Source organism: Pseudomonas frederiksbergensis, from assembly GCF_003732705.1.
In the GTDB taxonomy this organism is placed as follows: Bacteria; Pseudomonadota; Gammaproteobacteria; order Pseudomonadales; family Pseudomonadaceae; genus Aquipseudomonas; species Aquipseudomonas frederiksbergensis_F.
In genome coordinates this window covers 40,860-53,491 of the sequence record NZ_MOBR01000010.1, presented here as the reverse complement: position 1 = coordinate 53,491, position 12,632 = coordinate 40,860, and the positions used below count along the sequence as shown (strand labels likewise).

At 61.2% G+C, this 12,632-nt stretch carries 9 protein-coding genes; 2 read left to right on the top strand and 7 right to left on the bottom strand.

Annotated features, from left to right (window positions below):
- Positions 1-63: 63 nt before the first annotated feature.
- The 6 genes from relA to BK667_RS14630 form a co-directional block, all read right to left on the bottom strand.
- Positions 64-2,307, bottom strand: a complete 2,244-nt coding sequence (gene relA / locus BK667_RS14655) for a GTP diphosphokinase (RefSeq protein WP_123509992.1) — start codon at positions 2,305-2,307, stop codon at positions 64-66.
- Between the two features lie 125 nt (positions 2,308-2,432).
- Positions 2,433-3,785, bottom strand: coding sequence for a 23S rRNA (uracil(1939)-C(5))-methyltransferase RlmD (rlmD, locus tag BK667_RS14650; protein WP_123598041.1), 1,353 nt, complete (start codon positions 3,783-3,785; stop codon positions 2,433-2,435).
- Positions 3,785-4,687, bottom strand: coding sequence for a cysteine synthase CysM (cysM, locus tag BK667_RS14645; RefSeq protein ID WP_123509990.1), 903 nt, complete (start codon positions 4,685-4,687; stop codon positions 3,785-3,787). Before cysM ends, rlmD begins: the two co-directional genes overlap by 1 nt.
- Positions 4,688-4,795: 108 nt before the next feature.
- Positions 4,796-5,818, bottom strand: a complete 1,023-nt coding sequence (locus tag BK667_RS14640; RefSeq protein WP_123598040.1) for a PDDEXK nuclease domain-containing protein — start codon at positions 5,816-5,818, stop codon at positions 4,796-4,798.
- Between the two features lie 135 nt (positions 5,819-5,953).
- Complete coding sequence (locus BK667_RS14635) at positions 5,954-7,375, bottom strand: sensor histidine kinase (RefSeq protein WP_123598039.1); 1,422 nt, start codon at positions 7,373-7,375, stop codon at positions 5,954-5,956.
- Positions 7,362-8,084: a response regulator transcription factor gene (locus BK667_RS14630; RefSeq protein WP_123598038.1), complete on the bottom strand. Its 723-nt coding sequence runs from the start codon at positions 8,082-8,084 to the stop codon at positions 7,362-7,364. The genes BK667_RS14635 and BK667_RS14630 overlap by 14 nt, the downstream gene beginning before the upstream one ends.
- A 215-nt stretch (positions 8,085-8,299) precedes the next feature.
- Between BK667_RS14630 and BK667_RS14625 the strand changes: the two genes are divergently transcribed.
- Both BK667_RS14625 and BK667_RS14620 read left to right on the top strand, forming a co-directional pair.
- Positions 8,300-11,050, top strand: a complete 2,751-nt coding sequence (locus BK667_RS14625; protein WP_123598037.1) for a response regulator — start codon at positions 8,300-8,302, stop codon at positions 11,048-11,050.
- A 119-nt stretch (positions 11,051-11,169) separates the two neighbouring features.
- On the top strand, positions 11,170-12,159 hold the full coding sequence (locus BK667_RS14620) for a 2-hydroxyacid dehydrogenase (protein ID WP_123598036.1): 990 nt from the start codon (positions 11,170-11,172) through the stop codon (positions 12,157-12,159).
- A 6-nt stretch (positions 12,160-12,165) separates the two neighbouring features.
- On the opposite strand, the gene BK667_RS14615 is transcribed toward BK667_RS14620, so the two are convergent.
- Positions 12,166-12,624 (bottom strand): hypothetical protein, encoded by a 459-nt coding sequence (locus tag BK667_RS14615; protein WP_123598035.1) that lies wholly within the window; start codon positions 12,622-12,624, stop codon positions 12,166-12,168.
- Positions 12,625-12,632 lie beyond the last annotated feature (8 nt).

Here is a 12,632-nt window from a genome sequence, read left to right as displayed (position 1 = left end):
GCGAAGGCGGTGTGTCAGGTATGACGCCTTCGCGGGCAAGCCTCGCTCCTACAGGGGACCGCTTCACGGCGTACGGTTACGCCGGGTTTCGATGATGTTCGGCAACTGGGAAATCCTTCCCAGCAACCGACCCAACGCGTCCAGCCCCGGAATCTCGATGGTCAGGGACATCAGCGCAGTGTTGTCCTCTTTGTTCGAGCGGGTGTTGACCGCCAGTACGTTGATCCGCTCATTGAGCAGCACTTGGGACACGTCACGCAGCAGACCGGAGCGGTCGTAGGCGCGGATGATGATGTCCACCGGGTAGGTGAGCACCGGCACCGGGCCCCAGCTGACCTGAATGATCCGCTCCGGCTCGCGCCCGCCCAGTTGCAGCACCGAGGCGCAGTCCTGACGGTGAATGCTCACACCGCGGCCCTGGGTGATGTAACCGACGATTGCATCCCCCGGCAATGGCTGGCAGCAGCCGGCCATTTGGGTCATCAGGTTACCGACGCCCTGAATCTGAATGTCGCCGCGTTTGCCCGGTTTGTAGCCAGTGGCTTTGCGCGGGATCAGTTCCAGCTGTTCGTTGCCGCGTTCCGGCTCGACCAGTTGCTGGGCCAGATTGACCAGTTGCGCCAGGCGCAAATCGCCGGCACCGAGGGCGGCAAACATGTCCTCGGCGGTTTTCATATTGGCTTTTTCGGCCAACTTGTCGAAATCCACCGCAGGCAGACCGAGACGCGTCAGTTCGCGCTCGATCAAGGTTTTACCGGCCGCGACGTTCTGATCGCGCGCCTGCAATTTGAACCAGTGAACGATCTTCGCCCGCGCCCGCGAGGTGGTGACGTAACCCAGGTTCGAGTTCAGCCAGTCGCGGCTCGGGGTGCCGTGCTTGCTGGTGATGATCTCGACTTGTTCACCAGTTTGCAGGCTGTAGTTGAGCGGTACGATTCGCCCGTTGATCTTGGCGCCGCGGCAGTTGTGACCGATTTCGGTGTGCACGCGGTAGGCGAAGTCCAGCGGTGTCGAGCCTTTCGGCAAGTCGATGGCGTGACCGTCCGGGGTGAAGATGTAGACCCGGTCCGGCTCGATATCGACCCGCAGTTGATCCGCCAGGCCGCCGATGTCACCGAGTTCTTCGTGCCACTCGAGAACCTGACGCAGCCAGGAGATTTTCTCTTCGTACTGGTTGGAACCGGCCTTGACGTCGGTGCCTTTGTAGCGCCAGTGCGCACACACCCCCAGCTCGGCTTCTTCGTGCATGGCGTGGGTGCGGATCTGCACTTCCAGCACTTTGCCTTCAGGGCCGATCACTGCGGTGTGCAGCGAGCGATAGCCGTTCTCTTTCGGGTTGGCGATGTAGTCGTCGAATTCTTTCGGGATGTGCCGCCACAAGGTGTGGACGATGCCGAGCGCGGTGTAGCAGTCGCGCATTTCCGGCACCAGCACGCGAACGGCGCGCACGTCATAGATCTGGCTGAACTCCAGGCCCTTGCGCTGCATTTTGCGCCAGATCGAGTAGATGTGTTTCGCGCGGCCGCTGATGTCGGCATCGACGCCAGTGGCGGTCAGCTCATTCTTCAGCTGGTTCATCACGTCGGCGATGAAGCGCTCACGATCCAGGCGTCGCTCGTGAAGCAACTTGGCGATCTGTTTGTACTGGTCGGGCTCAAGGTAACGGAAGGACAAGTCCTCCAGCTCCCACTTGATATGACCGATACCGAGACGGTGGGCGAGCGGCGCGTAGATGTCGAAAACTTCACGGGCCACGCGATTGCGTTTCTCGTCGTCGGCGGTTTTCACCGCACGGATCGCGCAGGTGCGTTCGGCCAGTTTGATCAGCGCGACGCGCACGTCGTCGACCATAGCGACCAGCATCTTGCGCAGGTTTTCCACCTGGCCCTGAGTGCCCAGCACCAGGGATTGACGGGGGCTCAGGCTGGCGCTGATCGCCGCCATGCGCAACACGCCGTCGATGAGTTTGGCGACCACCGGACCGAAGCGCTGGCTGACCGCCGGCAGTTCGATCTGGCCTTCGCGCACGCCGCGATACAGGATCGCGGCCACCAACGAGTCCTGATCGAGTTTGAGGTCGGCGAGAATCTCGGCGATCTCAAGGCCCGTGCGGAAACTCGATGTCCCTTCGGACCAGAGATTTTTCGCCGCATTGGCTTGCTGTTCGGCCTGTCGAGCGAACTCGCAGGCTTCCTTCAAGGCTTCGCGATCCAGTGCCTGATCGACAGTGACCGCGTGATCGAGCCAAGCCTCGAGATTGATACTGCCGTCGGTGTTGATCGGCTGGTGTGCTCTCACCTGTACCATCTTGCTTTACCTTCCCTACGACGCAGATTCAATGCGTCAAATCGCTGACCTTCAATGCCCGTGAGCCCGCGCCGGGCTGGTGCGCGGCGGCTGCACGGGCGGCCAGTCGGACCAGACGAGCCGTCCTAGCTCGCTTCAAATAACGCCATGGCCTCGACATGTGCCGTCTGAGGAAACATATCGAGAATCCCGGCACGTTTTAACCGGTAGCCCTGCTTGATCAATTCGACCGTATCGCGCGCCAGAGTTGCAGGGTTGCACGACACATACACCAACCGTTTGGCGCCCAGGGATGCCAGGTTGCGCACCACCTCGAAAGCACCGTCCCGTGGTGGGTCCAAGAGTACCGCACAAAAGCCTTCGCGCGCCCATTCGGCATCAGCCAAAGGCTGGGATAAATCGGCCTGAAAAAACTTCGCGTTATGCAGATTGTTGCTGGCGGCGTTCGCGGCTGCCCGCTCGACCATCGCCTGCACACCTTCGACCGCCACCACTTCGCGAACAGCTTTGGCCAGCGGCAAGGCAAAGTTGCCCAGGCCGCAGAACAGATCCAGAACGCGCTCATCGGCTTGCGGCTTGAGCCAGTCCAGCGCCTGAGCGACCATTGCTTCGTTGACACCGGCGTTGACCTGGATGAAATCCCCCGGCCGATACGCCAGGTTCAAGTCCCACTGTTCCAGGCGATAACCCAGCTGTTGCGTGATATCGACCGGTTGCGGTTCGCTATCGCCATGCAGCCACAACTGGGCCTCATGAAACGCACAGAAATCCTTGAGGATTGTCAGGTCGGCCTCGGACAACGGCGCCATGTGCCGCAGCAACACTGCCAGCGATGAACCGCTGAACAACTCCACATGCCCCAGCGCCTGAGGTTTGCTCAGACGTCGGAGCATTTCCGGCAAGCGGGTCATGATCGGCTGCAAGGGCTGTACCAGCACCGTGCATTCGGTGATTGCAACGATGTCCTGGCTGCCGGCAGCGCGGAAACCGACTTCGAGTTTTTTCGCCTTCATGTCCCAACGCACCGCCACCCGGGCGCGACGGCGGTAACCGAATTCCGGTCCGCTCAACGGCGCAGCCCACTCTTGGGGTTCGACACCGGCGACCTTGGATAATTGCTCGGCGAGCATGCGCTGTTTCAGGGCAAGTTGTTCGTTGTGGGGCAGGTGCTGCACGCTGCAACCGCCACAGCGACCGGCATGTGGGCACGGTGCCGGACGACGCAGCTCGCTGGCCTGGAACACCCGCTCGGTGCGGGCCTCGACCACTTTGCCGTGGGCATTGAGCACCCGCGCCTCGACTTCCTCACCGGCCAACGCGCCGATGACGAACCAGGTGCGACCTTCGAAAAACGCGATACCACGACCGTCATTGGCCAGTCGCTCGATGCTCAAGCGCTGCTTTTTGCCGGTCGGAATTTGTGGGGCCTTGCTGCCGCCCGTGGGTTGGAAGCGCAGGCCTCTCTCTTGCTTGGCCATCAGTTGGGCGCGTCGAAAATGCCGGTCGACAAGTAACGGTCGCCACGGTCGCAGATGATCGCGACGATCACCGCGTTTTCAACTTCCCGGGACAGACGCAGCATCGCTGCCACCGCGCCACCCGAGGACACGCCACAGAAGATGCCTTCTTCGCGGGCCAGACGACGGGTCACGTCTTCGGCTTCGCTTTGGGCCATGTCGACGATGCGGTCGACACGATCGGCTTGATAAATCTTCGGCAGGTATTCCTGCGGCCAGCGACGGATGCCCGGAATCGCCGAGCCTTCCATCGGTTGCAGGCCGATGATCTGCACGTTGTCGTTCTGCTCTTTCAGGTAGCGCGACACGCCCATGATGGTCCCGGTGGTGCCCATCGAACTGACGAAATGCGTGATGGTGCCCTCGGTCTGACGCCAGATTTCCGGGCCGGTGGTGGTGTAGTGCGCTTCAGGGTTATCCCCGTTGGCGAACTGGTCCAGCACCTTGCCACGGCCTTCAGCTTCCATTCGCTGGGCGAGGTCGCGAGCGCCTTCCATGCCTTCTTCCTGAGTGACCAGGATCAGCTCGGCGCCATAGGCCGTCATCGCGGCCTTGCGCTCGGCGCTGGAGTTGTCCGGCATGATCAGGATCATCTTGTAACCCTTGATCGCGGCGGCCATGGCCAGCGCAATCCCGGTGTTACCCGAGGTCGCTTCGATCAGCGTATCGCCGACGTGAATCTGCCCACGCAACTCGGCGCGGGTAATCATCGACAGCGCCGGACGGTCCTTGACCGAACCCGCCGGGTTATTCCCTTCGAGCTTGAGCAAAAGGGTATTGCTGGTGGCGCCAGGCAGGCGCTGCAAACGAACCAGCGGAGTGTTGCCGACGCAATCGGCGATGGTTGGGTACTGCAAGGTCATGGCGTATTCGCAATCCAGACTGCGGGGGCGCCTATCATACCGGCAAACGTTCGCAGGCCATATCACGCAAAGTGTGGTGCTTATGGCTTATGGGAATAAGGGGCTGGATCAGCCCTCCCCGCCCTCCGCGACATTCAATGCGTAGAACTCATGCAACTTAGCCTGCAGCAACTGTTTATCCGGCAACTGCACCTGATATTCAGCGATCAACGCTGGCGACAGACTGCGGTTAAGCGCGTACTCAACCACCTCGTCTTCCTTGCTGGCGCAGAGCAACACGCCAATGGCCGGGTTTTCGTGGGGTTTGCGTTCACCGCGATCCAGCGCCTCCAGATAGAAGTTCAGTTTGCCTAGATACTCCGGTTCAAATCGACCGACCTTTAGCTCAATGGCCACCAGACAATTGAGCCCACGGTGGAAGAACAGCAGATCCAGGGCGAAATCACGCCCACCAACTTGCAGTGGGTATTGGGAGCCGACAAAGCAGAAGTCGCGGCCCAACTCGATCAGGAATTCCTTGAGACGCCCCAGCAATCCTTGATGCAAGTCAGTTTCGGCATGGCCGCCGGGCAAGTCGAGAAACTCGACCATGTAGGCATCGCGGAAGATCTCTAGCGCCGACGGGTGAGTTTGTCTCAGCGCTGCTGAGACTTTTACTGGTTGGGTGACGCTGCGTTCGAATAGCGCAGCTTTGAATTGACGTTCAAGCTCGCGCGTTGACCACCGCTCCTGAATCGCCATACGCAGGTAAAACTCACGTTCCTCCGGGAGCTTGCTCTGAGTCAGAATGAGCAGGTTGTGGGTCCAGGGCAATTGTGTCAGCAGTGCTGACACTTTTTCATCGCCGCGATAAGCCTCGTAGAACTGGCGCATGCGGAACAGATTACGCCGAGTAAATCCACGTAACCCTGGCTGAGTCTGAGCCAGATGTTCAGCCAACTGGCTGACCACCGAATCCCCCCACTCGGCCCGCTCCAGCTTGCGACTGATATAAGCCCCTACCTGCCAATACAACTCGATCAGTTGGGTATTTACTGCCTGGATGGCTTGCTGTTTGGCACTCTGAATCAGTGCCAGCACTTCATTGAAACGGTCATCGGTGGTGTTGCGGGGAGCGTCGGGAGCAGTCATGCCCAATTCCTTGAAGGCGAGGGAAAGCGCGAGCTTAAACCGTCAAGTCGGCTTCAAAACGCCGTCAAAACCCTTTAGGAAATGTCGTACAACAAACCCGGAACGCTCTGGCCTGCTCAGCCCGTACGCCCGCCCTCACGTAGGCAACACACACCCTGTAGGAGCAAGGCTTGCCCGCGATGGCGGCGACACGCTTAAAACGTCATCCGCTACCAACCGCATATTCAGCCGCAACCCCACCCCAGTATTCTCCGCCCAAAGCGTCCCACCCTGACGCTGCACCGCATTCCTGGCAATGCTCAACCCCAACCCAAACCCGCCGTCCCCCGGGCGTGAACCGTCGAGGCGAATAAAGGGCGAGAAGATCCGCTCAAGATCGTCTTCAGCCACCCCGCCGCCCTGGTCCTCCAGCCATAAATGCCAGAAGTCGCCGTCACGCTGTCCACCGAGGCTGACCACGCCACCGTCAGGGGAATGCCGAATCGCATTGCGCACGATGTTTTCCAGGGCCTGGGCCAGGGTGTTGAGGTGACCGCGCACCCAGCAGGATGAATCCACCGCGCAGTGCAATTGACTCGCCGGCCAGCCACTTTCATAGCAGGCGTTTTCCGTGAGCATGTCCCACAGCGCCTGGATCTGGATCGATTCGTCGGGCAACCGGGTGCGTTCGGTGTCGAGCCAGGCCAGTTGCAGGGTGTCTTCCACCAGTCGCTGCATGCCGTCGACTTCGCGGCCAATACGCTCGCGCAATTGCACCAGCCCCTGCTCGCTTTCACTGGCCACCCGCAAGCGGCTCAACGGTGTACGCAGTTCGTGGGACAGGTCGCGCAACAGTTGCTGTTGCAGGGCCACAGTGCTTTGCAGGCGCTCGGCCATGTGGTCGAAGGCGCGGCCCAGTTCGCCCAGTTCATCCGAACGATTGGTGGTGTGGCGTGACAGACGTACGTTCAACTGGTCGGCGCGCCAGGCGTTGGCCTGTTCGCGCAGGCTGTTCAACGGCACCACCAGTAACCGGTACAAACCGACGCACAACAGCAAGGTGAACAGTCCGGGAATCACGCCGTTGGTGATCACTCGCCAGAACACCCGATATTGCCCGGGCAGGAAACGTTGCGGCAGTTCGATCACCAGACTGCCGGCGCCTGGCTCCTTGGGGAATGGCACCCGCAGCCACGGCAAGCCTTGGGTATGGCGACTGGTGGGCCAATCGAGGCCGCGCAGAAAAGTCAGGCGCTGGATTTCCCTGTCCACCAGCGGATAGCTGCTCAAGGACTGCAAGTCGCCGCCAATCACGCCGACCCAGGTCGTCTCGCGCTGGCCGACGCGCTGCAACCAGGCATCGACGCCAGCGCTCTTGCCCTCTTCCCACGCCTGTTCCGCCTCGGCGGCATAACGCGTCAAGGTGCCCCGGGCTTCGTCGGACAGAAACAGGTTTTTCTGTTCCATGTAGCGGCCCCAGGACCAGCTCAACCAGATCATCAGCAGACAGAATGCCACCAGCAGGCACGCCAGTTTCCAGAACAGCGAGTGCCGGCCCGGCAGGTCAGACCATTTCATCGACGGCACTCAATACGTAACCCTTGCCCCACACCGTGCGCACTTCCCGCTCGGTGTAGCCGATGGCCTTGAGCTTGCGACGGATCTGGCTGATGTGCATGTCGAGGCTGCGATCATGGGCCGCGTACCCCCGTTGCAACACGTGCTGATATAGAAAGGCCTTGCTCAGCACTTCGTCGTTGTTGCGATTGAGGGTTTCCAGCAGTCGATATTCACTGCGGGTCAGGCCGGCGGCGCGTTCGCGATAGAAGACTTCGCATTGGTCTTCGTCGAACAGCAGGCTGTGAACGGGACTGATCACCGCGAAAGGCTCGGGTCGACGGTCGAGGGCCACCCGGCGCAGGATGGCTTCGATGCGCACCCGCAACTCGGCCATGCTGAACGGCTTGGGCAGGTAATCGTCGGCGCCCAGGCGAAAACCGCTGATGCGATCGGCCTCGGCGCCCAGTGCCGACATCAGCACCACCGGCGTGGCATGGCTCTGGCGCAATTGGGTCAGGACGTTCAAGCCGTCCAGCCCCGGCAGCAGGATATCCATCAGCACCACATCAAACGGTTGCCCGCGGGCGATGGCCAGGCCTTCCTGGCCGTTCTGGCACCAGGTCACCTGAAAACCGCAGCGCCCCAGGTGCTCGTGAACATAAGCTCCGAGCACGAGGTCGTCTTCTATAGACAGGATACGAGGATGGCCAGCAGTGATGGGATTCATGACTATCTGCAAATAATTCTCAGTTGGCGATTATTCAAGATTGCCTCGCCAGGGGCAACCCAAGGTTTGCGCGGCAGGCAAAAGCAGTGATCGAGCCGACGAATGACGACATCAATTTTACGAAGATTGCCCGCAAGCAAATCGCTACACTGCGCAAGTGGTGCGTGCCGGATGCACGCGCGGGTCTAATAAATAGCGGGATGCAGGAGAAATGCGTGCTCAAGAAACTGGGAATTAAAGGCCGCGTGCTGTTGCTGACCTTGCTTCCGACCAGCCTGATGGCGTTGGTGCTGGGCGGTTATTTCACCTGGATGCAGCAATCGGACCTGCAAGCCCAACTCATGCAGCGCGGCGAGATGATCGCCGAACAGCTCGCGCCACTGGTGGCCCCGGCCATGGGCCACAAGAACATCGAGCTGCTGGAGCGGATCGCCACCCAGTCGCTGGAACAGACGGACGTGCGCGCCGTTACCTTCCTCGCCCCCGACCGCACTCCCCTGGCCCACGCCGGCCCGACCATGCTCAATGCGGCGCCGATCGGCAACAGCTCGCAGATGCTGCGGCGCAGCGGCAATGACGCAACCCGCTACTTGCTGCCGGTGTTCGGCAAGCATCGCAACCTGGCCGGCGACGTGATTCCCGATGAAACCGAGCGCCTGCTCGGCTGGGTCGAACTCGAACTGTCCCACAACGGCATGCTGCTGCGCGGTTACCGCAGCCTGTTCGCCAGCCTGTTGCTGATTTTCGCGGGGCTGGCCGGCGCGGCGCTGCTGGCGTTGCGCATGGGTCGCACGATCAACCGGCCGATCAGCCAGATCAAACTGGCGGTGGCGCAACTCAAGGACGGGCACCTGGAAACCCGCCTGCCGCCCCTCGGCAGTCAGGAACTGGACGAACTGGCCTCCGGCATCAACCGCATGGCCGGCACGTTGCAGAACGCCCAGGAAGAACTGCAACACAGCGTCGATCAGGCCACCGAAGACGTGCGCCAGAACCTCGAAACCATCGAAATCCAGAACATCGAGCTGGACCTGGCGCGCAAGGAAGCCCTGGAAGCGAGCCGGATCAAATCCGAGTTCCTGGCCAACATGAGCCACGAAATCCGCACGCCGCTCAACGGCATTCTCGGCTTCACCCACCTGCTGCAAAAAAGTGAGCTGACCCCGCGCCAGCTCGACTATCTGGGCACGATCGAAAAATCCGCCGACAGCCTGCTGGGGATCATCAACGAGATTCTCGACTTCTCGAAAATCGAGGCCGGCAAACTGGTGCTGGACAACATTCCGTTCAACCTGCGCGACTTGCTGCAGGACACCTTGACCATCCTCGCCCCGGCCGCCCACGCCAAACAGCTGGAGCTGGTGAGCCTGGTGTATCGCGACACGCCGTTGTCGCTGGTCGGCGATCCGCTGCGACTCAAACAGATTCTGACCAACCTGGTCAGCAACGCGATCAAGTTCACCCGCGAAGGCACCATCGTCGCCCGGGCCATGCTCGAAGAAGAACACGAAGACAGCGTGCAACTGCGCATCAGCATTCAGGACACCGGCATTGGCCTGTCGAACCAGGACGTGCGCGCCCTGTTCCAGGCGTTCAGTCAGGCCGACAACTCACTGTCGCGCCAACCCGGCGGCACCGGTCTGGGTCTGGTGATTTCCAAGCGTTTGATCGAGCAGATGGGCGGCGAGATCGGCGTCGATAGCACACCGGGCGAAGGCTCGGAATTCTGGATCAGCCTGAGCCTGCCAAAAACCCGCGATGACGCCGAAGACTTGCCCGGCCCGCCCTTGCTCGGGCGTCGGGTGGCGGTGCTGGAAAACCACGAACTGGCTCGCCAGGCGTTGCAGCACCAATTGGAAGATTGCGGCCTCGAAGTCACGCCGTTCAATACCCTGGAAAGCCTGACCAATGGGGTTACCGGTGCGCATCAGACCGAGCAGGCGATTGATCTGGCGGTGCTCGGCATCACCAGCAACGACATGCCGCCGGAGCGCCTCAACCAACACATCTGGGACCTGGAGCATTTGGGCTGCAAAGTCCTGGTGTTGTGCCCGACCACCGAGCAGACGCTGTTCCACCTCTCGGTGCCCAACCCGCACAGTCAACTCCAGGCCAAACCGGCGTGCACGCGCAAATTGCGCCGGGCCTTGTCCGATCTGGTCAACCCGCGCCAGCAGCGCAGCGAACCCGGCGAACCGGTGTCGAGCCGCGCGCCCAAAGTGCTTTGCGTCGACGACAACCCGGCCAACCTGCTGCTGGTACAAACCCTGCTCGAAGACATGGGCGCCAAGGTCCTGGCCGTGGAAAGCGGTTACGCCGCAGTCAAAGCGGTGCAGAACGAAACCTTCGACCTGGTGCTGATGGATGTGCAAATGCCCGGCATGGACGGTCGCCAGAGCACCGAAGCGATTCGCCAGTGGGAAAGCGAACGGCATTGCACGCCGCTGCCGATCGTGGCCCTCACCGCCCACGCGATGGCCAACGAAAAGCGTGCGCTGTTGCAAAGCGGCATGGACGATTACCTGACCAAACCGATCAGCGAACGGCAACTGGCCCAGGTTGTATTGAAGTGGACTGGCCTGGCCCTGCGCAATCAGGTGCCAGACCGTTCCAACGACAACCATGGTGCCAGCGACTTGCTGGTACTTGATCACGAAGAAGGTTTGCGCCTGGCCGCCGGCAAGGCCGATCTGGCGGCGGACATGCTGGCGATGCTGTTGGCCTCACTGGAGGCCGATCGCGAAGCCATTCGCGTCGCCCGGGAAGCCAACGACCAGAATGCCCTGATCGAGCGGGTCCATCGCCTGCACGGCGCCACGCGTTATTGCGGCGTCCCGCAACTGCGCGCCGCCTGCCAGCGCAGCGAAACCCTGCTCAAGCAACAAGACCCCAAAGCAGCGGCGGCACTTGAAGAACTGGAACGTTCGATCAATCGTCTGGCCGCGCAGGCGCGTATCAGCGCCTGACTCAACCCAGCGCTGTACGACTGTGGGAGATTCTATGTTGTCTGGCACACCGCTTTCGCGAGCAGGCTCGCTCCCACAGGGCGTCGCCAGCGGCTACAAGAAATCTCCAGGAGGAAAAAATGCGCACGATTGTTTTCAGCAGCCAGACCTACGACCGCGACAGTTTTCTCGCGGCTGATGTGCCTGCCGGGATCGAGTTGCAGTTTCAATCTGCTCGCCTGAGCCTCGACACCGTAGCGCTGGCCGAGCAACACGAAGTGGTGTGCGCCTTCATCAATGATGACCTCAGTGCGCCGGTACTCGAACACTTGGCGGCCGGTGGCACGCGCCTGATTGCGCTGCGTTCGGCCGGTTACAACCATGTTGACCTGATCGCGGCGAAACGCCTGGGATTGTCCATCGTACGGGTTCCGGCCTACTCGCCCCACGCCGTCGCCGAACATGCAGTGGCGCTGATCCTGGCGCTTAATCGGCGCCTGCACCGTGCCTACAACCGCACCCGCGAAGGGGATTTCAGCCTGCACGGGCTGACCGGTTTCGATCTGGTGGGCAAGACCGTCGGCGTGGTCGGCACCGGGCAGATCGGCGCGACCTTCGCAAAAATCATGAATGGATTCGGCTGCACGCTATTGGCCTATGACCCCTTCCCCAATCCCCAGGTCGAGGCCCTCGGTGCGCGCTACCTGAGCTTGCCGCGATTGCTGGCCGAGTCGCAGATCATCAGCTTGCATTGCCCGCTCAACGAGCAGAGCAAACACTTGATCAACCGGGAGTCACTGGCCCACATGCAACCGGGCGCGATGCTGATCAACACCGGGCGCGGTGGTCTGGTGGACACCCCGGCGCTGATCGACGCGTTGAAGGACGGGCAATTGGGTTATCTGGGCCTGGATGTGTATGAAGAGGAAGCGCAGCTGTTTTTCGAGGATCGCTCGGACCTGCCGCTGCAAGACGATGTGCTGGCGCGGCTGCTGACATTCCCCAACGTGATCATCACCGCGCACCAGGCCTTTCTCACCCGCGAGGCCCTGGGCGCAATTGCCGCGACGACCCTGCAAAACATCGCGGCCTGGGCGGCCGGTGCGCCGCAGAATCGGGTCGAAGGCTGATCAGGGTCAGGCTTTGGGGCTGATCGAGGACGCCAGGATCAACAGTGCCAGCCAACCGAAGCCGATCACGCGCTGTTGCAGGGAATGACCGGGACGCAGCAAAAACCAGACGAAAAACGGTGGCAGTAAAAATGCCATGATTTTCAGCCAACCTTCCACAGGACGCACGGTGTCTGTCCACGCATCGGCCGTCGGCACATTGACCGGCGCGCCCCGACGGCGGTGCCGGGAAACAGGTGCCGGTGGCACTTCAGGCGTTGGTTCGACTTGCGGTTCCGGCTCGTATTCAGGCTCCGCTGTCGAAACCTCAGGCACCTGTTCATCCCGCGGTCGGTGCCCGAAGGAGATCGGTATGGCCCGGGAGGGACTTGCTCGCCTTGCCGAGATCGGCGCGCCGCAATGAATGCACGAAGCTGTTTCAGAGTTGATGCTCCGTTTGCATTCAAAACATTCGATCAAGGCCATTTCCATTC